Annotated in this window: 24 protein-coding genes; 16 read left to right on the forward strand and 8 right to left on the reverse strand. The window is 42.9% G+C overall.

The annotated features are described in order from the left end of the window. The first annotated feature begins 277 nt into the window (after nt 1-277). Nucleotides 278-1,132 (forward strand): metal ABC transporter permease, encoded by an 855-nt coding sequence (locus V7K21_RS26515; protein ID WP_335178508.1) that lies wholly within the window; start codon nt 278-280, stop codon nt 1,130-1,132. 706 nt (nt 1,133-1,838) lie between these two features. On the opposite strand, the gene V7K21_RS26520 is transcribed toward V7K21_RS26515, so the two are convergent. Beyond that, nucleotides 1,839-2,477, reverse strand: a complete 639-nt coding sequence (locus tag V7K21_RS26520; protein WP_335178510.1) for a transaldolase family protein — start codon at nt 2,475-2,477, stop codon at nt 1,839-1,841. 326 nt (nt 2,478-2,803) lie between these two features. Next, nucleotides 2,804-4,000: an acyl-CoA dehydrogenase family protein gene (locus tag V7K21_RS26525; protein WP_335178513.1), complete on the reverse strand. Its 1,197-nt coding sequence runs from the start codon at nt 3,998-4,000 to the stop codon at nt 2,804-2,806. Nucleotides 4,001-4,137: 137 nt separating this feature from the next. On the opposite strand from V7K21_RS26525, the gene V7K21_RS26530 reads away from it, so the two are divergent. The 3 genes from V7K21_RS26530 to V7K21_RS26540 all read left to right on the forward strand — a co-directional run bounded on the left by V7K21_RS26530 (nt 4,138) and on the right by V7K21_RS26540 (nt 7,740). Beyond that, on the forward strand, nt 4,138-4,296 hold the full coding sequence (locus V7K21_RS26530) for a hypothetical protein (RefSeq protein ID WP_335178515.1): 159 nt from the start codon (nt 4,138-4,140) through the stop codon (nt 4,294-4,296). A 170-nt stretch (nt 4,297-4,466) separates the two neighbouring features. Next, nucleotides 4,467-6,992 carry a cyclic nucleotide-binding domain-containing protein gene (locus V7K21_RS26535; RefSeq protein ID WP_335178518.1) on the forward strand — a complete coding sequence of 842 codons (2,526 nt, stop codon included), beginning with the start codon at nt 4,467-4,469 and terminating at the stop codon, nt 6,990-6,992. 409 nt (nt 6,993-7,401) lie between these two features. Continuing rightward, nucleotides 7,402-7,740: a hypothetical protein gene (locus V7K21_RS26540; RefSeq protein ID WP_298914865.1), complete on the forward strand. Its 339-nt coding sequence runs from the start codon at nt 7,402-7,404 to the stop codon at nt 7,738-7,740. A gap of 165 nt (nt 7,741-7,905) precedes the next feature. On the opposite strand, the gene V7K21_RS26545 is transcribed toward V7K21_RS26540, so the two are convergent. Further along, nucleotides 7,906-8,082 (reverse strand): DUF4351 domain-containing protein, encoded by a 177-nt coding sequence (locus tag V7K21_RS26545; protein ID WP_335178550.1) that lies wholly within the window; start codon nt 8,080-8,082, stop codon nt 7,906-7,908. Continuing rightward, nucleotides 8,025-8,189: a hypothetical protein gene (locus tag V7K21_RS26550; protein ID WP_335178520.1), complete on the reverse strand. Its 165-nt coding sequence runs from the start codon at nt 8,187-8,189 to the stop codon at nt 8,025-8,027. Before V7K21_RS26550 ends, V7K21_RS26545 begins: the two co-directional genes overlap by 58 nt. 125 nt (nt 8,190-8,314) lie before the next feature. On the opposite strand from V7K21_RS26550, the gene V7K21_RS26555 reads away from it, so the two are divergent. Next, nucleotides 8,315-8,578, forward strand: coding sequence for a hypothetical protein (locus tag V7K21_RS26555; RefSeq protein WP_335178522.1), 264 nt, complete (start codon nt 8,315-8,317; stop codon nt 8,576-8,578). Nucleotides 8,579-8,910: 332 nt separating this feature from the next. Here the strand turns inward: V7K21_RS26555 and V7K21_RS26560 are convergent, their stop codons facing one another. Both V7K21_RS26560 and thrS read right to left on the reverse strand, forming a co-directional pair. Beyond that, the gene (locus tag V7K21_RS26560) at nt 8,911-9,354 is read right to left on the reverse strand and encodes a hypothetical protein (RefSeq protein WP_335178524.1); all 444 of its coding nucleotides are present in this window, start codon (nt 9,352-9,354) and stop codon (nt 8,911-8,913) included. Nucleotides 9,355-9,834: 480 nt separating this feature from the next. Next, on the reverse strand, nt 9,835-11,676 hold the full coding sequence (thrS, locus tag V7K21_RS26565; RefSeq protein WP_335178526.1) for a threonine--tRNA ligase: 1,842 nt from the start codon (nt 11,674-11,676) through the stop codon (nt 9,835-9,837). A gap of 393 nt (nt 11,677-12,069) precedes the next feature. Between thrS and V7K21_RS26570 the strand changes: the two genes are divergently transcribed. The 5 genes from V7K21_RS26570 to V7K21_RS26590 all read left to right on the forward strand — a co-directional run bounded on the left by V7K21_RS26570 (nt 12,070) and on the right by V7K21_RS26590 (nt 14,344). Continuing rightward, on the forward strand, nt 12,070-12,387 hold the full coding sequence (locus V7K21_RS26570; protein ID WP_335178528.1) for a DUF2605 domain-containing protein: 318 nt from the start codon (nt 12,070-12,072) through the stop codon (nt 12,385-12,387). 306 nt (nt 12,388-12,693) lie between these two features. Then, nucleotides 12,694-13,023, forward strand: a complete 330-nt coding sequence (locus V7K21_RS26575; protein WP_335178529.1) for a DUF2973 domain-containing protein — start codon at nt 12,694-12,696, stop codon at nt 13,021-13,023. Nucleotides 13,024-13,417: 394 nt separating this feature from the next. Beyond that, nucleotides 13,418-13,714 (forward strand): BrnT family toxin, encoded by a 297-nt coding sequence (locus V7K21_RS26580; RefSeq protein ID WP_334833877.1) that lies wholly within the window; start codon nt 13,418-13,420, stop codon nt 13,712-13,714. Then, nucleotides 13,704-13,988, forward strand: a complete 285-nt coding sequence (locus V7K21_RS26585; RefSeq protein ID WP_335178531.1) for a hypothetical protein — start codon at nt 13,704-13,706, stop codon at nt 13,986-13,988. Before V7K21_RS26580 ends, V7K21_RS26585 begins: the two co-directional genes overlap by 11 nt. 161 nt (nt 13,989-14,149) lie before the next feature. Continuing rightward, nucleotides 14,150-14,344: a hypothetical protein gene (locus V7K21_RS26590; protein WP_335178533.1), complete on the forward strand. Its 195-nt coding sequence runs from the start codon at nt 14,150-14,152 to the stop codon at nt 14,342-14,344. A gap of 122 nt (nt 14,345-14,466) precedes the next feature. On the opposite strand, the gene V7K21_RS26595 is transcribed toward V7K21_RS26590, so the two are convergent. Beyond that, nucleotides 14,467-16,758 (reverse strand): amylo-alpha-1,6-glucosidase, encoded by a 2,292-nt coding sequence (locus tag V7K21_RS26595; protein ID WP_335178535.1) that lies wholly within the window; start codon nt 16,756-16,758, stop codon nt 14,467-14,469. Between the two features lie 623 nt (nt 16,759-17,381). On the opposite strand from V7K21_RS26595, the gene V7K21_RS26600 reads away from it, so the two are divergent. The 4 genes from V7K21_RS26600 to trpE all read left to right on the forward strand — a co-directional run bounded on the left by V7K21_RS26600 (nt 17,382) and on the right by trpE (nt 21,949). Beyond that, nucleotides 17,382-17,561: a hypothetical protein gene (locus tag V7K21_RS26600; RefSeq protein WP_335178537.1), complete on the forward strand. Its 180-nt coding sequence runs from the start codon at nt 17,382-17,384 to the stop codon at nt 17,559-17,561. A gap of 175 nt (nt 17,562-17,736) precedes the next feature. Then, complete coding sequence (locus V7K21_RS26605) at nt 17,737-19,755, forward strand: DICT sensory domain-containing protein (protein ID WP_335178539.1); 2,019 nt, start codon at nt 17,737-17,739, stop codon at nt 19,753-19,755. 136 nt (nt 19,756-19,891) lie between these two features. Then, on the forward strand, nt 19,892-20,320 hold the full coding sequence (locus tag V7K21_RS26610) for a photosystem I reaction center subunit II PsaD (RefSeq protein WP_335178541.1): 429 nt from the start codon (nt 19,892-19,894) through the stop codon (nt 20,318-20,320). Nucleotides 20,321-20,419: 99 nt separating this feature from the next. Then, the gene (trpE, locus tag V7K21_RS26615) at nt 20,420-21,949 is read left to right on the forward strand and encodes an anthranilate synthase component I (protein ID WP_335178543.1); all 1,530 of its coding nucleotides are present in this window, start codon (nt 20,420-20,422) and stop codon (nt 21,947-21,949) included. Nucleotides 21,950-22,505: 556 nt separating this feature from the next. Here trpE and V7K21_RS26620 read toward each other — a convergent pair. Beyond that, on the reverse strand, nt 22,506-22,724 hold the full coding sequence (locus V7K21_RS26620) for a hypothetical protein (RefSeq protein WP_335178545.1): 219 nt from the start codon (nt 22,722-22,724) through the stop codon (nt 22,506-22,508). A gap of 124 nt (nt 22,725-22,848) precedes the next feature. On the opposite strand from V7K21_RS26620, the gene V7K21_RS26625 reads away from it, so the two are divergent. Together V7K21_RS26625 and V7K21_RS26630 are read left to right on the forward strand one after the other, a co-directional pair. Next, the gene (locus V7K21_RS26625) at nt 22,849-23,613 is read left to right on the forward strand and encodes an ABC transporter ATP-binding protein (RefSeq protein ID WP_273763093.1); all 765 of its coding nucleotides are present in this window, start codon (nt 22,849-22,851) and stop codon (nt 23,611-23,613) included. Between the two features lie 45 nt (nt 23,614-23,658). Next, nucleotides 23,659-23,874, forward strand: coding sequence for a hypothetical protein (locus tag V7K21_RS26630; protein WP_335178547.1), 216 nt, complete (start codon nt 23,659-23,661; stop codon nt 23,872-23,874). Nucleotides 23,875-24,198 lie beyond the last annotated feature (324 nt).

Raw genomic sequence — 24,198 nt, forward strand, 5'->3', positions numbered from 1 at the left:
ACTCTGCGTATTTTTCTGCGCCAGCGTTTTGGTATTGATGTTCTTACTTTTGAACAGCATCCTGTGGCTTAATTCACATAAGGCGTAGTATATAAATATCATATATTATCTAAATAACTTAAGCTAATTTGCACTAATGAGTCAACCTCCTTGATCGATAGTGAGGTTGCGGCGCGATTTTTTGAATTCGGCGCGGGTCAGACGATTGAATCAGGTTTTGAGATGAGTTAAAAGTTATATAATTCATTCTCAAATTCAGCAATTCTAAATACTTTATATGGATTTTTTACTCACACCCTTTCATTATGAATTTTTTAGCCGTGCGATTTTAGTAGGCATGATGGCGGGGCTATTATGCGGCATTATGGGAGTTTATATTACAACTCGCAGGATGAGTTACATTGCCCACGGTCTATCTCATGCAATTTTGGGTGGAGCTGTGCTGAGTTATGTACTGGGCTTGAATTTTTACATTGGCTCTGGTATTTGGGGTTTTGCAGCTGCCCTGTTGATTCAATATCTGACTGGACGCAAAGTCTACTCGGATGCAGCGATTGGGATTGTGACAACTGCTAGCTTTGCTTTGGGAGTAGCTGTAATCAGTAGCTATCGTAAGTTTAGCCAAAACTTTGAAGCCGCTTTGTTTGGCAATGTATTGGGGGTTTCCCCTAATGATTTGTGGGTGGTGACTGGTGTGACGATAGTCTTACTGAGTCTTGTTTTCTTGTTTTATCGCCCATTGCTGTTTTGGTGTTTTGACCGAGAAGTTGCTCAGGTTCACGGTGTACCCGTTTTTGCAATGGATACTTTATTTGCTTTGATGTTGGCAACTTTACTGGTGGCAACACTGAATGTGTTAGGGGTGACACTAATTATTTCAGCAGTGGTAATTCCAGCATCAATTGCCCGATTAGTGAGCGATCGCTTTGGTTATCTGATGATTATTTCTGGCATTTTAGGAGCCGCAATTTCCTTTGTGGGGATTTACCTCAGCTACTACCTCGATATCGCCTCTGGAGCCAGTGTAGTGCTGCTTTCAACCGCCATATTTGCCTGTGTGTTGCTCAGTATGAGTCTACAAGCCCGACACAAACGCCGTTTCTCTGCTTTTTTTACAAAACACGAACGGTGAGATTTTTAAGAGGACTGAAGGGACGATCGGAACTTTTCAAGACAAAGAACATAGAGAAAGAGAAGTAGAGGAATTAGCTAATTTTGCACTGCGAAGGTAGTAATTCAATCTTGGAGTTGTCACAGATTAACTGCGACTAAAAAATATAGCAGCTAGGACAATTAAACTTAAAAGTGCTAAAGGAACCCAGAGATTCGGGATATCTGACAAACTCATACCATTTTGGATTTTAGATTTTAGATTTTGGATTAAGAAAGTCTTATCCAGAGTGACTTTCACCTAACTATATGTCGTATTCTTTTTTTAAATTTGTATCATGAGTCAAGCAATTTTGAATTTTGGATTTTGGATTGACCCCAGCAATCAGGTCACTTGATAAGTCAATTAATTTTGGATAATAGATTTATTCTCACGTTTAAATTCGTTTGCTCTCAAACATGCATTAAATAATGGAACGCAAGAATCTTCTCTAGGACTTACGCGCAGGTAACGGAAAACGAACCACAGAGGACGCAGAGGTCACGGAGAAATGATAGTTTGAGAGGGTTTTTGCGTAAGTCCTATTCTCTACAAGAGGCTCCGCCAACAATTCCATTATCCAAAATTTAAACATCGTAAATTCGATGATTCAAGATTCAAGAAAGTAGGACTGAATTTATAAACGTAACTGGCTGTTAATGCCTAAATTGTCGTTATTACACAATATTTAAATCGTTAAGCCGATGCCTCGTTTAGCGAATTCTTCAACAGTTTTTTGTGAAAATTCATGAGTAGCGATCGCCTGCAACATTGCCAGTGGTAAAGTCAAATGATCCGCCCCGGCTTGCAATGAGGCGGCTGCTTCTTCGGGAGATTTGATACTAGCTGCCAAGATTTCAGTATCACTGCCTTGGAGGACGCTAGCCATATCCCGGATTAAGGCAATACCATCACCTAACAACCGCGTAGCGCGATTTACATAAGCTATGGCAATTTTAGCACCTGCTTCCCGTGCTACTGCTGCCTGTGCTGCACTGTAAATCGCTGTCACTGAACAAGTAATTTCTGAGGATAGACTCGCCACCACTTCAAAACCTAACGGTGTTGCAGGAATCTTTAAAATTGTTTTTGAACCAATAATCTCGAAAGCTTTTCTACCTTCAGCTAGCATCCCGGCTTTATCAGATGCCACAAGTTGATAGTATAAAGGGCCATTCGTCAAGGCAACCAATTTTTTGAGTGTAGTTTCTGGTGGGATATCGCTTTGAGCCAACAACGTGGGATTTGTTGTAATGCCTTTCACCCATCCCCAAAGCTTAACAACTTCAGCTTCAGATGCGAGCGCCGAGTCTAGATAAATTGCCATAATTTCTCCCGATCAATTCCCCGATATTAGTATGCAATAGCTGCACGTGATTAATGCCAAGTTACAACAGTTTTTAATTGGATAGAACACAGGTGGGAGCATCCCAGTTTTTTGCCAAGAGGGGAAAAATCAGTCAGGATTAAACAGAAGGGGCAACTTGGTATGAGATATCGTCCTGGCACGCCCGCTATTGGAAGTAACTAGTACCGCAAGGCGTAAATAGAGCAACCATTTAAAAGCCCTAAAAAACCCATTTTATAATACTTTTGACTTTTGACTTTTAATTTTTGACTTCCGCCTTGCGGTACTAGCTATTCCTCAATCCATTACAAAAAATTCACAATCCCCAGACGCAAGACTTCTCGCGTAAAGTCACAGGAATACCCGATAGTTGCATCAGCAAGAAACTTGCCAGCCAAACACTCTTTTGTCACCCCATAGCCCCCAAGAATTTCAACTGCTGTTTGTGCGTTTTTGATTGCAACATCCACTGCAAAAGTCTTGGCGGCTGGTGCTTTGACTGTGGCGGCAAGTTGGGGAGAAGTTTCTGTTGTACGGGCAGCATCCCATACTACCAGTCGTGCAGCCTGGGTGTTAATCATCATCTCTGCTAATTTTAAAGCTACTGCCTGATGTTCGATAATCGGACGACCCCAACTAACTCTTTGCTTGGCATAATTCAAAGCATACTCATAAGCAGCACGAGCTAAACCAACATAAGAAGCTGCCAGCCCAATAGCTACTTCTGGAACCAACATCAGTAGTTTTCCTGCTTCCCCTTCTTGTCCAATCAGATTTTGTGCAGGGACTAAGACGTTATCCAGGCAAATCTCAGCATGATGCGAAGCTTTCCAACCAATCATCTGTGTCTTTTTACCAAACTTAATCCCAGGTGTATCTGTTGGAACGTAAAAGATAGACAAACTTTCGCGCAATGGTTTATCTATCGCTGTACGGGCAATGATAAAGTAGGCATCTGCAATTCCAGCATTTGTGACTAACGAGGATTTTGTTCCATTGAGGATGTATCCATTGCCCTCACGTGCTGCAAAGGTCTTCATCCCAATATTGGGATCTGGGAGCGGGCAGAACAAATCGGAGGTGGCGACATTAGATTCACTCTCTGCGGCGCTAAATAGATGTGGTTTTCCTGATTTGACAAAAGATAGTATTCGTTCTTGCTGTTCTTGGGTTGCTGCTCTGCTGACAAACAGCGACATCGCTGCGGTGAGATTAAAGTAACTACAAGCAATGCTGACATCAACAGCGCCTATTTCTTCTAACACTATAGCCAAGTCTATGCACTTTCCACCCACACCTCCTAGCTCTTTTGGAACCATCAAGGATGTGAATCCCAATTCAGCCCCTTTATAAAACATCTGTTTGCAGAAATCCCAAGGTTCCATCTCTAGATTGTTAGACTCTTCAATTATCTGAACAATAGGCCCAATTTTGTTTTGAGCAAAGTCACGCGCAAGTGATTGCAACATCTGCTGTTCTTGAGTGAGGCTAAAGTCAATCATTTTTTCTTTTTTGTTTATTCTTACAGCGCAAATATACAGCTTTATTTGATGTACGAAAACCTTATAGTTAGTATCAAAAGGCCGCTTTTATAACCGTATTTTCATTTCTAACCTTTGTATATAAATAGAAAAATTCTTTGTCTATAGTAGTTTTAGAATATCCACACTCTTTCAACAAGCAAGCACAAAAGAAAAAAAAGTCAAAAATAGCTATAAAAAAATCAATTGAGTTTCCAATTTTAGGTGAAGTTTTGGCGGTTAGGGTCGCCCGATGGCTGCAAGAACCAGATATTTAATACTACTCACAACTTCACTGAGGCGGTCGTGACGCCATAATCCAATACGGAATCATCGGTATATGGACGGACAATGAGATAACTTGTCATGCATCGCCACACACAGATATTTTGAACCAGCTTTCAAGAGATAATTCTTGTTATACAGCAGCCTACACGGAGAACTTAATATGACATCTCCAGAAACGGTTACATGGCTACAAGAGCGCACGACTTTAGGAATTCTCTCGCCTGAAGTGTTAAATGCGATCGCTCAAGTAATTGAAGAACAAGTAGTAAGTGCCGAAACTGACTTAGTTAGCGAAGGCACTCCTTCAGAAGCACTTTATATTCTTGTAGAAGGTCAACTTGAAAGCAATAGCACCAATCAAACCAACCCAGCTTTAGCCTGTGGATTCCTCCCCGGAGCAGTGATTGAACTCCAAGAATTGCTGTTGGATGAATTAAGTCCATTCACAATTACTACGGTAACTGAATGTCATTTGTGGGTTGTACCTGCTGCTAAATTTCGGGAATTAGTCACCCAATACCCCGACATTGCTCTGGCTTTTTCCCGCCAATTGGCTCAAGAATTAGCTGAGGTGACATCTGCACTTGGCTATGAACAAGAACGTTCTATTGCTTTGCGACCATATTTAGTCACCAAAGCACAACGCGGAATTATCGGTACAAGTCGCTATGCTGTGCGGCTGCGGGAACAAATTCGTTTATCGGCTGCTGACCGCAAATCAGTGGATATTTTTGGAGAACCAGGGTTAGAAAAAGACAATATAGCAGCCCTGATCCACTTTGGTTCTCCAAAACGGCGAGAACCAATTATTAAAGTAAATTGTGCTATTCTCCAAACGAGCGGTGCAGATTTATTCGGTCGCGCAGGCGGTAAACCAGGACTGTTGGAATGGTTGGGAGAAGGGACTCTAGTTCTCAACAATATTCAAGAATTGCCCAAAGAATTATTACCTCCCGTGACGCAGTTGCTCAAAACTGGCACATATATCCCCGTGGCTCGTTCGGGAGAAGCAGCACCTGAACCTCGCCCCAATACAGCCAGAATTCTGATTGTTTCAGAAAAAACTCAGCCGACAATTGAACGTTCTGTTGGTCACATTATTAAAGTACCACCGCTCCGGGTGCGGAAAACCGATGTTCAGGCACAGGTTGAATATTATACTAGTCTCTACATTCGAGCTAGAGGCGTTCCGAAACCGCACATCACCCCAGAAGCTTTGCGTCGCCTCCAGTCCTATGATTTTCCTGGTAACCTCAAGGAATTGAAAAATCTGGTTGAAAGGGCGATCGTGCAAGCGGAGGGTGCGAATGAATTAACAGAAGAAATTTTCTGGCCAGCCGAAACAAAGAAAAAACGATTTCGGGTGAATCTTTTAAATGCCTATCCCCGTTTACGGCGGTTTTTACGTAGTCCCTGGTGGCCCGATCGCATTAACTATGGTTTTACTGCAACGGCTTTTGCAATTATTGTTGCAGTGTTATTTATTGGCCCGCAAACGCGCGATCGCAATTTCGTATTAAATCTATTTTGGGCTTGGTGGTGGCCTTTCTTCTTATTTCTCTTTCCCTTTTTGGGACGTATCTGGTGTTCTGTTTGTCCGTTCATGATTTACGGGGAAATTACCCAAAAGTTATCTCTCTGGCTGTGGCCTCGAAAACTCAAGCGCTGGCCGAGAGAAGAAGCTGAAAAATGGGGTGGATGGTTCATGTTTGGTTTATTCTCCCTAATTTTCTTATGGGAAGAACTCTGGCATTTAGAAAATACTGCCTATCTTAGCGCTTGTTTGCTGCTCTTAATTACCGCTGGGGCAATGATTTTCTCTGCTCTTTTTGAGCGGCGGTTTTGGTGTCGGTATCTCTGTCCCATCGGCGGGATGAATGGTTTATTTGCCAAACTTTCAATGACGGAACTCCGGGCACAGCAAGGTATTTGTTCTGCCAGTTGTACCACGTATCAGTGCTATAAAGGTGGACCGCAAAAGGGCGAAGGGATGGAAACTAATGGATGTCCTTTATACTCGCACCCAGCGCAGTTAGAAGATAACAGAGATTGCGTCCTGTGCATGACTTGCCTGAAAGCCTGTCCCCATCGTTCCGTTGAGTTCAACTTACGTCCCCCTGGAATTGAACTGTGGACAACTCATGTACCCCGCACCTATGAAGTAGCATTATTGTTTTTGTTGTTGGGTGGGATATATCTGCATCGCTTGCCAGAATTGCAATCTTGGTTGGGGTTACAACTGGATTTAACTCAATTTTGGCAGCACTTCGGATTATCACTCTTAGTGTTAATTATCCCAGCAATTTTTACCTTTGCAGCTTATGGGTTGCTCCAAGTGTTCAACTTTAACCGTAAGCCTCGATCATTTGTAGAACTTGCCTATGGCTATCTACCATTAGTTTTGGGGGGAAACTTGGCTCACTATCTGCGTTTGGGCTTAGGCGAAGGTGGGCGAATTTTTCCCGTTACTTTTGCTACTCTTGGTTTGAGTGGTGAACAATTGCCAATATTGGTTGCTCACCCGGCTGTGATTGCCTTTTTGCAAGGTGCAACGATAATTTTTTCAGTGTTGATGACTATGTTATTAACGCAAAAAATTGCCAAGCAACCAGTGCGATCGCTCCTTTGGCAACACTTAGCAGCGATCGCTTTGGGAGTTAGTATGTGGGCGATTATCGTGTTTTGAGTTTCACATCTAGCGTAGTCCGCCGTAGGCATCGCTTGTTATCTCGTTTCTAGGTCTAAGAAGGAAATGGGATAATACACCTCATTGGGCTGCTGCCGCTTGTGTAGGAGGCAGCAGCCCTATTTTAGGCATTTCTAGTCTTTGACTAGGAACGAGCAAAGTCTGTTTTAACAGAATATAACCTTTTCTCAGTTGTCTAAAGACTACTTTCGCTATTAGACTGGTGAATTCATTCTGAGGCGGGCTTTTCGGAGAATGAAATAGCCCTGTTGAGCTTCACATCTATTCCACCAGGCGGTTTCTAATCGCCTGGGCTAGGTGCAAAATGTGAGTTAAAAACATTCTTGCCTACGAAGGTGATAGAAAATACTCATATGATTTTTCGCTCATAGTGTAAGGATTACAGATAATGCAAGTTCTAAAAAGATCCATCAAACCACAAACCTATATATCGTTCCTCCACATCTACCAAACGACTTGGGGGACTGCTGGTGATATTTGTTTAATCCGTGAATCTGTAGCTAATGAAAGTACAGCGAAGTTTGTTGGTCACAAAATCGAATTAGTAGTGCCAAAAGGGTTGGAGCGCGATCGCATCGCCAACTGTCCGATCATCAAAGTTGCAGGTAATGTCGGCGACGGACATCCGAAAGAGCATCCGTTGGAATGGGAGGCTTATGAAGGTGTAAATTCAGAAATAGCTGAAGCGGCTCTCAAACCTTGGGGCTTCAAGTTAATTGAACTATAATGTGGCAAACTAACAAGCTCAACTCGCTTTCGTTCTTCTGAAACTATTTTTCCCTTAGCGCCATCAGACATTGGCTCAAATGGAAAAATTCATTTAAGAGACATAGGAGTGAAATTAATTATGCGTTGCCCGAAATCCTTGGTAGGCATAATTCATAAATTGTATCTACGTCATTTTCACTCCTACGTCTAATGTACTAAACCAGGTTTCTAAATCCGCGTAGTTTACCGCCGTAGGCATCGCCTGAAAATCCAACAATGCTTCATTGAGATTTTCTAATTGTTCTAAAGAGAGAGTTTCAATCCATCTAGCACTTCTTGGGGTAATTCTCCCACTGCTAATGGTGAACCAGTTCGAGTCTTGGCGGTTCCCGTCGAGTCGAAACTGCCGAACCCGAAGGGTAACAAAGCTGGATCATTGAGGAATGGTTCCGGATTTTCTTCCCACATGGAAATTACGCGATATTCGTGATGAGTAGTTTCGACAATAAAGGCAGTTTCAATTACTGTTTCTGGTGCGGGGGAAGCAATAATACGACAACTTGCGTTATTAGTAGGCGATACAAACTATACAAATGTATCTGCACATAATTAAAAAGCGATCGTCGCCCTTTTTCCTTTTTCCCTTTACCCTGCTGTTGACTCTCCTCCGTGCCCTGCCTTGGGTGAGTGCGAAAGAACAGCCTCAGCTTCATCTGGAAGCTTGGCAGATTAACGGTATCGTTGCTGCCCTTGATGATGGATATGACGGAAAGCCTTCCCTACTAGCTGATGCTGGGTTAAATAATTTTAACCCCCAAACATACTTCCCAGAATCGGGTGTAATTCGTAATTTGTAATTAAGAAAGAGACTTCTAGGCTGAGGGTAAATTGTTTATTTAATAAAAAGCTGACTTTTCACGTCATTCGCGGTGTCTAGATCCCCGACTTATCCAAGAAGTAGGGGATCTAACTTTTCACGAGTGATTTAGGACTGCTATATAGAAAAGCTCACGCTAAACCTAATCCCTGAGCAAGCTTTCTTACTAGGGAATGGAAGCGAGGTTTTCTAGATAAGAGTGAAAAGTCAGATATTGGAATAAGTGGAAAAAAAGATTGTGTCTTTCCTACCGCCAATTAGAATCAATGCTCAGTTCACCTGGAACCAAGCTTAATAAATGAAGGCGGAGGATTAACCACGACCCCAGTCACGCTCGCGCTCATAGCGGTTGTTATTATCACGAATGTTACGAATGTTATTGCGATCATAGCGGTGGTTATAATCGCGCTCATAGCGGCGGTTATTTTCGCGCTCATAGCGGCGGTTATTTTCACGCTCATAGCGACGGTTATTTTCACGCTCATAGCGGCGGTTATTTTCGCGCTCATAGCGACGGTTATAATCGCGGTCATGGTGGCGATAATTTTCGCGCTCATACCGATAGTTATTGTCACGAATGTTGAGAAGATCGTTCTCACGTTCATAATCATCATTTCTGTGATGACGACTCTGACGTTCGTAGTAACCATCATCATTGTGTTGATAGCCGTAGCTATCTAACCCAGCAAGATAATCCACTCGTGTATTAGCATCCGCTTTTGGAGAAATACCCAAAGCTGATGCAGATGCTATCAAGCCGGCGAGCAAAATAGAGGTAAAGCGGTTCATGATCTCAGTCAAAAATTGTTGATAGTAATTTATGCAAGTCCAGTCTGTTTAGGAAGAGGAGATTCCACAAGTGTTTGAATCAATCCTATCAATCTTGAATAACTCAAAAAGTTTTCTTGGGTGCGGTGATTGAGAAAGGTTTTGTTGTCTGTGATACTTTCTGACTTTCCAGATGCAGTGAAAAATTAAAATTATAAATGAGCCTTGGGGAGACAGCTACGCTTTGGTGGGGTTCTTGGGGTTTAATAAGTAATCAAGCGGACATGATATAACTTGCTACCACTGGTGGCCAAAAACCAGATCAGCTTAATTATAAGTAATCATCCGAACTTGATATAAAAAGCCCATTCCATAATACTTTTGACTTTTGCCTTGCGGTACTAGCCTCTGTACCCTACTAAACAAAACGCACACCAATTGTGATTAGTGTGCGTCTGCGGTTAGATTTTAGAAATTCTCGAACTTAGCGATCGCATCCTTCATCTTATCCACCACCTCATCTACAGGGATAACTCCCAATTCTCCAGAAGCGCGGGTACGGATACTCAAAGTGTTAGTTTCTACTTCCTTAGCTCCTACCACTGCCATCACGGGTATTTTTTCTTTCTCTGCATTGCGAATCTGTTTACCCAAGCGATCGCCACTAGTATCAACTTCTGCACGGATGCCTAACGCTCTCATTTTCGTCACTACATCTTTAGCAAAGTCTACCTGTATATCACCCACTGGCAGTAATCTAGCTTGCACTGGCGCTAACCACAAAGGAAAATCACCCGCATATTCTTCAATTAAGATTCCAATTAGCCGTTCCAGTGAACCAAAAGGCGCACGGTGAATCATTACTGGACGTTTGCGAACACCATCTTCGGCGACGTACTCCAAATCAAACCGTTCTGGCAAATTGTAATCTACCTGTACAGTTCCTAATTGCCACTCCCGATCTAGAGCATCACTAAAGATAAAGTCAAGTTTTGGCCCATAAAAAGCCGCTTCTCCAATCCCTTCAAAGTGTTCCATCCCCAAGGTTTCAACTGCACGGCGAATTGCACCTTCGGCTTTGTCCCAAACTTCATCAGAACCGATGTACTTATCACTGGCTGGATCGCGGAAACTCAGTCTAGCTTTAAAGTTCTTCAGTTGCAGACTATTGAACACCGACAAAATTAAATCCACCACATTGAGGAATTCGCTATCTAGCTGTTCTGGGGTGACAAACAGGTGAGAATCATCCACAGTAAAACCGCGCACCCGCGTTAAACCCCCCAATTCCCCTGATTGTTCGTAGCGATAAACAGTACCAAATTCCGCCAGTCGCATCGGTAGTTCCCGATAAGAGCGCAACTCACTCTTATATATTTGGATATGGAAGGGGCAGTTCATCGGCTTCATAACGAAGCCCTGTTCCTGTGCAGCTGATTCCTGATCATCTGCCATTAAGGGAAACATATCTTCTTTATATTTCTGCCAATGTCCAGAGGTTTTAAATAAATCTACTCTGGCAATGTGAGGCGTTACTACAGATAAATAACCCCGTTTTAACTGTTCTTGCTTGAGGAAGTCTTCTAAAGTACTGCGTAACAGAGTGCCTTTGGGTGTCCACAAAGGTAAACCCGGCCCCACTAGATCAGAAAATATAAATAATCCCAGTTCCTTACCCAGTTTCCGGTGATCTCGACGCAACGCTTCTTCTTTGCGTCGCTTATATTCAGTGAGTTGTTCTGGACTTTCCCAAGCGGTGGCGTAGATGCGTTGAAGTTGGGCTTTAGTTTCATCCCCACGCCAATAAGCACCAGCAACGCTTTCTAATTCAATTGCTTTCGGGTTTAATTCACTGGTATTTTCCAGATGAGGACCTGCACACAAATCCCACCATTCATTCCCCACGTGGTAAATCGTGATTGGTTCCTCTTTGATATCTCCCAGGATTTCTAGCTTGTAAGGTTCCTTAATTTCCTGAATCCGGCCTTCGGCTTCTTCGCGGCTGACTTCTTCCCGAATGACTGAGAGTTTGCGATTGATAATCTTCACCATCTCTTTCTTAATGGCTTTGAGATCATTTTCGCTAAATGGTTCTGGATTGTCGAAGTCATAGTAAAAACCGTTTTCAATCCAAGGACCGATTGTAACTTGTGCTTTGGGAAACAGCTTTTGTACTGCCATTGCCATTACATGGGAAGCAGTGTGGCGAATCTTTTTTAAGTTCTCCGATTCGCTGGTACGCGGTAAATAAATTTTTTCAACTTGTTCTGACTGATTTGATGAATTTGGCGACATTGGCTGCTGAACCATTGACGAAGTGATTACAAAAGGTGATTTATCTGAATCTGTAGGCTTATTCAACTATAACGACTTTGATTTTTGCCAGTTCGGCTTTCTCTTCCAACTACTGAATTAATTTCTGATTGGGGATGAAGATAAATTTTTGAGGGGTTAGCTGAGTGTCAAACTCAGGATTCCAGGCGATCGCTAAATTATCTGATAAATTGCAACTCGGTGTCAGCTATACCTATAGATGCCTCTCCAAAGGAAGTGTACAAACCCGATATCAAGACTATATAATAAATTATGTGTTCTTTGTTACATCTTTTCACCTCTTTTGAATTATGAGAGAAATAATAAAAGTGTTAAGAAACATAAAGAACGTTAATATTAGTAAGCAAGTTGGAAATATAGTTCTCATTTATGTCAAACTCAAATGTACCAGGGCCTGAGTTGCTGAAAACGGTTTTAGAACCTCTATTAGAAGATTTTCAGCATTGGTTTACGCGATCGCGCCATTTACTCGAAACTGAGCAACTATCATTTATGAGTGACCAAGAGCAATCTGACTTGCTCTTGCGGATTAAGCAAGCGCAAGATGAACTAAATACGGCGAAGATGCTATTTACTGCAACTGATAAACAAGTCGGGATTGATATGGCAACGATAATGCCTTGGCATCAACTAGTAACAGAATGCTGGAATGTGGCAATGCGCTACCGTCAAGGGCGTGAAGTCTAAGCAGCAGATGGGAGCATTTGCTAAATTTTTGCAGACTACTTAGCGATGTCTAACGACAAAATGCTAGATCAGTCGTTAAAGAGATAGTACAAAAATCTTAACAATTTATTAACATTATTTTGATTAACAAAATAATGTATCCTATGTTACCGTAAGTTGAATAACGGTTGACAAATAGCTCCATATAAATGTAAGCGCACGTAAAAGAGCGCGTTAAATACTTGTCCTAACTGTGAGTCACAGTATCGGCGAAGTAAAGCGTTACAAAATAAAGTTTTAAAAATTGTTGTTTTGGAGGAAAATCTAATGTTACACCTGCTTTACATTCTTGCTTTTACAATCCTTGCATTTATAGCTGTTGGCAACTTAATTCGTAACCTGATCATGTTCAGTTTTGATCGGGATCGAACTTACCCGACGAATTCCTCGGCAATGAATCATCAAGGCAACTATGGTTATTATTCATCAAAAAAACAGTTTGTACCCCATCCAGAGTTATTAGATAGCACGGGTAACTTAATTAAAGAGCCACTTTTGGTAATGCGTTCGATTAACGTTGAAGATGCGCGTCAACATCTCGATGCACTTTACGAAGCATCCCCAGGACAAAAAAGAGAAAATTCAGAGGAAGCTTAAGAGGTTGTTTGAAAAGTCATAAAGTATACTCAAAACCCCGCCTTTATTCCTCTCCTCTATAGGAAAAAAGGTTTTGAAACCCCCATTACCTTGTAGAGAAGGCTTAATCGGGGGGTTAGGTTTCTGAAGTTTTGATGTTAATAACAATACTTTTCAAACATCCTCTAAAAGTTAGGAACTAGCAGTTTTGGTGTAAATAATTGTTGCTTTTACATCCTTAACCCATCTTTTAGCAGAAATTTATAACCATCCTTGAATTTGAGGCGATCGCGTCAGTAGATTGGTAAGTTAACATTGTGTTGTCCACTTGACGATTAAGTACTGGATTGTAACTGTAAGTTTTTATAGCAAAGCGTATTGACAACGTAAATACATCTTGCCTAGACTATGAGGTATGGATGTTTTTTTCGTGCTTAATGGTATCACCTTTATTTGGAACGAGGAGAAAGCTTGGATTAATCCTAGCAATCATGACGGCATAACATTTCAGCAAGCCGTAGAAGCTTTCTTCGATCCGTTTCTAGTGGTGGTTGATGCAAGCCGGAATGATGAAGAGCGGGATGCTGTGATTGGCTTGGACAGACGATGGAATCTTCTCTACGTCGTCTACATTGAGCGTGAAAACGACATGATTCGGATTATCTCGGCTCGGAAAGCAACGCGCAAGGAACGTGAATATTATGAAAGCTGAAGTCTTAAAAAAGCGACTTGATCAAAATCGTCCAATGACGACAGTGACAATTCGCATTCCCGAAGATGTGATTGAGGATTTGAAGCGAGTAGCACCATTGTTGGGGTTTTCTGGTTATCAGCCATTAGTCCGTGCTTACATCGGACAAGGACTTAGATCTGATCTTGAGCGACTTGAGGGTGATACTGTTTCGACATTGATTGCGAGCTTGAAACGGCATGGTGTAAGTGATGAGATAATTCGTGAAGCACTCAGCGAAGCTACTGGGCAGTAGTTTTAAATTCTCTGGTCGCAGTCAGCAGCCCAACAACGGTATTCTATTCCAGAAGGCGTATGAGTGATATAGATAAACAGTGGGACAAGTTAAAGCATAATCTTCCTATTGAGCACAAATTTTATAGAGAGGTCATAATTGTCAAGCCTTTTGGTGTTTTCGTGTATTTAGGCTATAAACTCATCGACGGTTATAAACTAAGCGGAATTATAGATATTGCTACGAAACCCGATTATGATTCATCTGGTTTACCGACAGACACTTCTTTGTGCCCACAAGTTGGTCAACGAATCCGTTGCAAAGTGATCGCTTATCGGGAATATAACAAGGAAGTAGACTTAAGATTGGTGCAATAGAAAAATATAACAATTTTCGTCCTTTGCTGTTAATAGCCATTACTCTACTTTGTCGTTATACTGCCGAGCGATCGCATTAAGCATAAAATAGGGAGTGGTGAATTACCCACTCCCGACTCTTCCTAAGCTTCAATAACTACCCGAAGATTGCCCCGTTTTCTGGCAACGCGACAAGCAGTCGTAGTCCCAGAACGCTCAAATTCTAAATCGAGGATGGTGGGGCCGACTCGCAAATTATGAAAAGACAGGCGATTAATCGATTCTGGTAAAGCGGGGTCGATTATTCGCAAGCAGTTATTTTGAGCATCAGGCACCAAGTTAACCATCATTTGCAGCAGTTGGAAGATACTACCAGTAGCCCAAGCTTGGGGAGTACAGGCAACTGGATACTGCACAGGGGCATTATCACCGTTCCGTTCGTAGCCGCAAAAAAGTTCTGGAGGACGTTGGTAAGGCTGCCGACTAGTCATGTCGAATAAACCTTGGAAAAGTTCTAGGGCTTGATCGATAAGACCAAGCGATCGCAATCCCATTGCAATCAAAGCGTTATCATGGGGCCAAACTGAACCAATGTGATAGCCCATTGGATTGTAGGCAGGTGACAAACTACTCAGGGTACGAATGCCCCAACCATTAAACATATCTGGTGCCCGCAAGCGTTCTGCTACACTATAGGCTTTTTCGGGTGTGAAGAGGCCCAAATGTAGACAATGACCAGGATTTGAGGTAATACTGTCTACTGGCTTGCCATCTCCATCCAAAGCTAAAGCGCAGAAATCTTGGTCTTCCACCCAAAAATCTCGATTAAAACGAACCTTAAGACTTCTAGCTTCTTCTTGCCAACGATCTGCCAAATCAAGCCGCTTCTTCATCGTAGCTATTTCTGCTAGGCGCATTTTTGCAGCATAGACATAAGCTTGCACCTCACAAAGGGCAATTGGGCCATTGGCTAATTCTCCCTTGTGGTCTACAATACAGTCGCCAGAGTCTTTCCAACCTTGGTTAACAAGACCGCGTTTGGATTTACGGAAGTAACTGAGGTAGCTGGTTTGTTTGGTATTGCGATCGATCCACTCCATTGCTGCTAGAGCATTCGGCCAAAGTTGCTCTAAGAGTTCTTGATCGTGAGTCCAAGCATAATGTTCAGCATACAGCATCAGCCATAGCGGAGTGGCATCAACTGTACCGTAGTAAGGTGTATGGGGAATTTCTTGACAACGAGCCATTTCTCCCAAACGTAACTCGTGCAAAATCTTACCTGGTTCTTCTTCGCGCCATTCGTCGTCGATTTGACCTTGGTATGTCGCCAGTAGTATCAGGGTTTCCTTAGCGATTTGCGAGTTTAACATCAGGGCTTGGGAAGCTGTAATCAGCGAATCCCGTCCAAATAGTGTAGAAAACCACGGCACTCCAGCAGAAACAGTCTTATGCTTACCAAAAGACTGGCGCAACAAATACATATCTTGTTCAGCCCGCTCAATCACTCGATTGAAGGTATTCTTATCTGAGCTAATGCGTGTAATTTGCTGTACCCAGTTTTGCTTCTCCATAAACTCAGCAGCTTTCGCCTGTCCTAAGGTGAAAGCTGCGCTCACAGTTGAACTAGACTGGTTGTTTTTCAACATATTCACTCGGTAGCCCAGCTTTTGAGTTTCGTGAGAAGCCAACTCTAGCTGCCAAACCGCAGTGTAACCCTTGAAATAGTTTGGTTGCCGCTGCTGAAATAGAATACGGGATTCCATCACCGACTCATCCAGACCTTGATAGGCGAGTGTTAAAGATTCTTCCCTAAAAGATGGTGGCTCTTTGGGTATAGGCAAAACGCCATCGACCAGAGATAATGTTCCTTCTTCAGCCGTCGGTTCCGCTAGACGTAAAAGCCTACCTCGTTTTTCTCTGTCATAGCCCCGGACTTCAAATAAATCAAGAAAATCTGCATCAAAGCTGATGCTTAGTTCAAAACTGACGGTAGTTGTGCTGTAGTTAGATATCTCTATTTCTTCAAATAGTGCCCCATTCAGCACGATTTCCCGGCGAATTCCTACAGTGTCGGCTTTCAGGCGTTCGTCGATTCTGGGGTTGGTACACAAAACTGAGAGTGAAAACCCTTTCTCAGCAGTGCTACTGAGGAGTATAGGCGATCGCCCTTCAATTTGCAACTCCAAGCGATTGAGAAATCTTGTATCACAACAAAACAGTCCCATACTGGGATTGCCATCGTTGAGGGAGCAGCCAGAAATGTTCCCAATAGTATCTGTTACAAAAAATAAATCATCATCTTTTACCGTCAGTGTCGGTTGTGGCCTTTGACTCACAACACAAGGCCACTCCGGGATTGGTAATTGTTCGGCAGGAATAAAAGTTTTTCCATCCAGGAAAATTTTTTCCGGGGTCAATAGCGTATCCGGTGTCATTAGTCAAAGTTCCGTGTACAGGTCTAGATTTTTGTGGTCTTCCGAGTAGAGGTCGCTGACACTCACAACTTCCGAAAAAATCCGCTCTCTAAAACTCGTTTGAGCTATTCTAGCCAAAGTAATCCTTACATACTGTTGACAAAATAGCAGCGTTCAAATCCATATAAGCAAATCTTGAGAAATTTATATTTTATAAGTCTAAAGTCAAGAGTCATAACTGAGGATTTTGAGATAATTCATTAGTCATTCAACTTTCTCAAGACACAAGACATCTAGTATACTCAGCAAAAAGGCGAAATTTACAGTTTTTGTTGGATGTAGAGAGCATTCGTTCCCTACCATTATACGATTTTGTCTTAAATCTCTTTGGTATTCGATTAGACAAATTTATGATAAATAATTAATTGATTAAATTTAATCCATAATTAGTGATTAAATTATGTGAATGTAGCAGTAATTATTTTTGGGTAAGAAAATTTCTTTAGTGAGCGTAAATACAATGTAGGTAAAGTCGCATGGACTATCAATCAATTATCAGTGGTTAGTAGTAATTAATTTTTTGGTACTTAGTGCTGAAAGATTTTACCTGTATAAGCATATGCAAAGCTAGTCGAGAATGTATATTGGGCGTAGTAGCTGATGATTTGAAACATCTTTTTAACCTGATCTTACTGCCTGAAGGCGTGGGATTTCAGGGTCATTGGATGATTGGGCATTGGAAAAAACCATGCCCCATGCCCCAAGTCGAGCGGTTGATTCCACCCCTAGAAGAGATGGACTACAAGCCGACTTTCTGTAAATGAAACTGTACACGCTCCTGCTAGTTAGTAACAAAGTGTTGCGTTTACGTTGGTGAAAAGTGCTTTTTAGCGTTCTTTACATATTGCAACTAGTCTATTTAACTTGAAAGCCCCTTGTAATTTGTACAATGCAGCTGTGAGGTGGATCTTGTTGAGATTGGGCGTTAAACGATAATTCATGAGCATTTCAACTTCTGTGCTGAGTGATCTGCTAAAGTCCCTACCCTACTTGCGGCCCCAGCTATATTTTAAGGCTTCACTAACGGCGCTCTCCCACGCGATGGAAGATCAAGTTTTGGCTGGGACTTTAGCCCAACCCCTTGTAATTGCTAGTTTCCAGCGAGAGCGATTCTACCGCCAAGAAGCTCATCGCTACCAGCGACTAGCTTTACGAAGTAATCAAGTATACGTATTATCTGCTCCAGAAACTGATTTTACCAATTTTACCAATAGTTCAGAACACTACGAAAGGGTAGCTTTTGAGCCAAATGATGGCTTAAGTCAAGAGTGGCATTTGATAGTGATTGCTGACAATTACGCGACTTGTCTGGTTTGCCGGGAAAGCCTTGGTTCTATTGCCAAAAACAGGCAACTACCGGAACTAAGCCCAAATCTGGATATAGACGCAGCGCGAAGATTTGAGGGAATTTGGACATCGGAAAGGGGAGTTAGCCTCAAAGCAGCCGAATTGCTTTTAGACAGAATTTTGGTTTATAAACCAGAACTAGCAAGCAAAATTGAGGAGGGATGCCAAAGGTTTGGCATCAAAGAGCCGCGAAGCTACTCTGGAGCAGAACAGATCAACGAATATGCTTGTGATATCGATACTGATCCCTTTGTGCAGCGCTTACTAACTTATTTGCAAGCTAGCCAGTACAAATTGCACAAAGCCTACCGTTCAATTGCTGCTCAGGCACGTAAAGAACGATTAGTCAATACGATTAGCACTGCCATTCGGCGATCGCTCGATCCTCACGAAGTTCTCCAGGTGGCGGCACAAGAATTAGGACAACACCTAGAAGCTTGTCGCTGTCTAATTTACCGCGCTCAAGCCACAGATAGCCAAGCCATAATGGAACACGAGTTTTTGACTCCTGGTGTTTTATCTGTTCGTGGGCAAACCTGGGAGTTAGAGAAAAATTCTCTCTTTCAGGACATAGTGGAACAAGGCGAAGGTGTTTGTGTAAGCGATACGCTGATTGACCCTCGTGTTACCGATTCGCCGGGACTTTCCTTGATTGCCAAAAAGTTTGCCATTCGTTCTTGGCTGATGGAACCAGTATTTTATCAGGGGCGATTATTGGGCATCGTGGAGTTGCATTACTGCCGAATGCCACCGCACGAGTGCCAACCTGGGGAATTAGATTTGGTAAAAGCGATCGCTACCCAAGTGGGAGCAGCTCTCATCCAAGCGGAAGCTTACGCCAACCTAGAAGAACTTAACCAGCAGCTAGAAGCCCTAGACCGCACCCGCAGCAACCTCATAGCCATTACTGGACATGAACTGCGTACCCCCCTATCCACAATTCAAGTGTGCCTGGAAAGTCTTGCTAGTGAGCCGGATATGCCCTTGGAGTTGCAGCAGGTCATGCTCAACACTGCTCTTTCCGACTCAGAGCGGATGCGAAAACTGGTACAAGATTTCCTTACACTTTCCAACTTAGAAAGCGGTCGGGTGGAATGGCATCCAGAATCCCTGAGTTTACAAGAGTGTGTGGACTTATCACTTAGCCGCAATCGCACGCGTTCCTCAACGGAAAAGCCGCCCAAAATCAAAACTCAAATTGCCCAAAACTTACCTTTGGTTAGAGCTGATGGTGATTGGCTGGTAGAGGTATTGGCAAAACTCATAGATAATGCTTGTAAATTTACACCACCCCAAGGAGAAATCACTATTAAAGCAGTTCAGAACAGCCATCAAATGGTCGAGGTGACTGTAGCTGACACTGGACGCGGCATTGAACCGAATCGTTTAGAAGTCGTTTTTGACCGCTTCTATCAAGAAGAGGGAGCGCTACGCCGCACCACTGGCGGAACTGGACTTGGTTTAGCAATTTGCCGTCAAATTGTTAATGGCTGGGGTGGGGAAATTTGGGCAGAGTCAACTGGCAAAGACCAGGGTAGTCAGTTTCACTTCACCATACCGATTGTTCAGAGTAGCTATGAGGAAAAGCGGACAAAAGTCAAGAGTAAATAATATTGGGCATTGGGCATTGGTTTTTGACTAATGACAAATGACTAAAAAACTAAAAACTGTTACAGTCTATGACGCGATCGCAATATGATCCTGGTTGCGATGTTAGGATTCCCTAAAAACGTTGAGAGAACACTTTATGGCAGAAAAAACACTCTCTGGACAAACCCCGCTATTTGCTGGCAGCACTGGTGGCTTGCTAAAGAAAGCAGAAGTGGAAGAAAAGTACGCTATCACTTGGACTAGCCCGAAAGAGCAAGTATTTGAATTGCCTACAGGTGGTGCCGCTATTATGCAAAAAGGTGAAAACGTGCTGTATTTAGCTCGTAAAGAATATGGCATCGCTTTGGGCGGTCAGAAACTCCGGAAACTCAAAATTACAGATTACAAAATTTACCGGATTTTACCTAATGGAGAAACCACTTTAATTCACCCAGCTGATGGTGAATTCCCCGAAAAGGTGAAGCAAGGTCGTGACATAGTGCGTTATGTAGACCGTCGGATCGGACAAAACCCCAGTCCAGCTAAACTTAAGTTTAGCGGTGTTTATACCTACGATGCACCATAACTAGCTGTTAGTAGCTAATGGGTAATTAGTAATGGGTAATTGGTAAGAAAAATAATTACCCATTACCCATTACCAATTACCAATTACCTTTGAAAAATAATGATGTTTCCAGATTTCTCCCAGTTTTGCACCTTAGCGCAACAAGGCAACTTTGTCCCGGTATATCAAGAATGGGTGGCAGACCTAGATACGCCCGTATCTGCTTGGTATAAAGTATGTGCAGGTCAACCCTATAGCTTTTTGTTGGAATCGATAGAAGGCGGAGAAAAACTAGGACGCTATAGTTTAGTGGGCTGTGATCCAGTTTGGGTTTTGGAAGCAAGGGGCGATCGCACGACACAGACAAACCGCGATGGTTCGCAGGTCGTTTTTGCAGGCGACCCTTTTACAGCTTTAGCCGAATGTTTAGCACCTTATAACCCAGTTAAGTTACCACAGCTACCGCCAGGAATTGGCGGGTTATTTGGGTTTTGGGGCTATGAATTAATTCGCTGGATTGAGCCGCGCGTGCCAATTTATCCACCAGATGAGCGAAATATCCCTGATGGGTTGTGGATGCAGGTAGACCACCTATTGATTTTTGACCAGGTAAAGCGGAAAATTTGGGCGCTCGCTTATGCTGATTTACGTGACCCCAAAGTAGATTTAAAAGCAGCATATCAACAAGCTGGCGATCGCGTCACCCAAATGCTCGAAAAGCTATCTTTACCCTTATCGCCGCAAAAAACCAGATTGGAATGGAAACCGCCTGGAAGCAGGGGAGTAGAGGAGCAGGGGAGCAGGGGAGCAGAGGAATACACTAGCAACTTCACCCGCCCAGATTTTTGTACTAGTGTCCAAAAAGCAAAAGAACATATTAAAGCAGGCGATATCTTCCAAGTAGTAATTTCCCAGCGACTATCAACACCATACACAGGCGACCCCTTTGCTCTTTACCGCTCCCTACGTCAGATAAATCCTTCGCCTTACATGGCTTACTTTAACTTCCAAGATTGGCAAATCATCGGTTCCAGTCCCGAAGTGATGGTGAAAGCTGAAACTGATCCACATGGTGGAGTGATAGCAACGGTACGTCCGATTGCAGGAACGCGTCCACGAGGAAAAACCATCAATGAAGATGCAGCCTTCGCTAAGGATTTACTCGAAGATCCCAAAGAAATTGCCGAACATGTAATGCTTGTTGATTTAGGGCGGAATGATTTGGGGCGTGTTTGTGAAAGTGGTAGCGTCAAAGTTGACGAATTAATGGTAGTTGAGCGCTACTCCCATGTGATGCACATTGTTAGCAATGTTGTGGGTAAATTAGGACTTGATAAAACAGCATGGGATTTACTGAAAGCTTCCTTCCCAGCAGGTACGGTAAGCGGCGCACCTAAGATTAGGGCGATGGAAATTATCCACGAGTTAGAGTCTAGTCGTCGGGGTGTTTATTCGGGTGTGTATGGATATTACGATTTTGAAGGACAATTAAATACTGCGATCGCAATTCGCACAATGGTAGTGCATGATAATACGGTGAGTGTACAAGCCGGTGCAGGTTTGGTGGCTGATTCTGAGCCAGAGAAAGAATACGAAGAGACGTTGAATAAAGCTAGAGGTCTATTAGAGGCGATTCGTTGTTTGCGTTGAACTTGGGGACTTGGGACTGGGAAATTTGTTCCAAAATATGTTTGGGGTCAAAGCAAATTACATAATTTTTCCGCTCTTTACGCAATCTCCAGTCCCTTTTACTTTCGCCTATAATTAATTGCACACTGGTTTTTCTTTGTTAATTGTAAAACCAGACTTGATATAAGTACAGTAATAGTTCGATTTGCTATATGAGAATCCAGACCAGACTTTAACAGGACTTATGCACAGGTAAGGGAAAATCGAACCACAGAGGACGCAGAGAAGCCAGTGCGCCCTTCTCCCTTGGCGTTAGCCTCTCCCTTTGGGAGAAGGGGAGACGCCAAGGGCGATGCGGTTCCCCGACTTGTACCCTTACGGGGATCTTGCTTCGCGCAGCGTCTCCCTTAGGAGAAGCAACTGGCGCGACACGGAGGAATAAGAGTTTGAGATTTTTTTTACGTAAGTCCTATTTAAAAGTTGATATAACAATATTCTTCTATTTTAAATTACATAGGTTTTACTTTGAAGTGCAAGATGTTTGGAAACAATTTGTGCTACTTCTGATTTTGCAGACTCAGCCCAACAAGAAAGAATCTGCGATCGCTACTGCGCCGTGTAGCCGCCCGCCGTCCATCAGGTGGAAACTGCTGGTAACGAAGAAGGCACCGACAAGAAGTAGCTGACCATATCCGCGACCTCCTCGTGTGCGAGGCGGCCATCTGTGCGTGCGATCACCATGAGAGAAAAGTATCTGCATCGTCGTCAATACCTGATTCTCTCCAGCAACTTTCATGATCAATTTCTCTGGTAGGGTAGTCGTCAGAAAATGGTAAGCGTTTATATTCAGAGCGACAGTGGTTACTATAGTGACAACTGGTAAGCTACTCTCTTCCCAGTTTAAGATTACCTATTTCCTTATGACAAACACTATTTCAATTACCGATTCCCTGGTTCCTAATCCTGTACCGAAACCAGCAATCATTCGACTAGAAAACATTTTCAAGATTTATGGTAGTGGCGAAACAGAAGTACGAGCGCTGAATGATGTCAACCTAATTGTGGAACAGGGCGAATATTGTGCAATCATGGGGCCTTCAGGTTCTGGTAAATCCACAGCCATGAATATTATCGGTTGTTTAGACCGTCCCACAGGCGGACATTATTACTTAGATAACCTCGATGTAGCTCAAATGGACGATCGCTCATTGGCACACATCCGTAATAAAAAACTGGGGTTTGTGTTCCAACAATTCCACCTATTGCCCCAATTAACAGCTTTAGAAAATGTGATGTTGCCGATGGTGTATGCTAATGTCAACCCAAAAGAAAGAAGCGATCGCGCAACAGTTGCACTGACAAGAGTCGGTTTAGCAAATCGCCTTAACAACAAACCAACTCAGCTATCTGGTGGACAACAACAACGAGTAGCGATCGCTCGGGCGATCGTTAACCGTCCTGTAGTACTCTTAGCCGATGAACCCACTGGCGCCCTTGATACGCGCACAACCGAAGAAGTGTTAGACATCTTTCGCGAACTCAATGTCAGTGGAATCACCGTTGTAATGGTAACTCATGAACCAGAAGTTGCTCGTCAAACCCAGCGCATCGTTTGGTTTCGTGATGGTCAAGTAGTACACTCCAATCTCACACCATCTGACTTGAATCAGCTTGCTGTGTCATAAATTCTTAATTTGTTGACTGCAACATCTATCAAATTCTCTGCTGCAATGGTGACATCCAAACACGATCTCGAAAATGTTGATTGGGAGGAGATGAAAGCTACACTCAGTCAAGATAAATTCGATAACGGTGGAAGTGCTGAACAACTCAAAGCATCGTTTGCCAACAGTTCTGCCACTTGCATTATTTATACAGGCGATCAGATTATAAGTATTGCTCGCGGACTATCTGATAGCGCAGCGTTAGCGATAGCGCAGCGTTAGCGAGGAACGAGCGTCTGGTATTTGTAATGCTTACATAATGGATGTTTGGACATTTACACCTGATCGTCACCAAGGAATTGCTAGCACAATGATGCGAATTTTATTAGACACATTGCAAGGTCATCATGTTTGTTTACAGATGATTTTATCCAATTTTACAAATAACTTGGCTTTACCGAAAGAGAAACTTGTATGGAGCGGATAATCGGTAAATGGTTGGTGAATACATAATACGCCTTATGTGAGTGAGAAGGGGTAGCAAAAAAGAAAGGGAAACCACAAGATAAAGGTAACGAAACCAAAGCTTGAGGTCTCCCAATGAAT

It is taken from the genome of Nostoc sp. (assembly GCF_036919595.1).
Lineage (GTDB): Bacteria > Cyanobacteriota > Cyanobacteriia > Cyanobacteriales > Nostocaceae > Nostoc.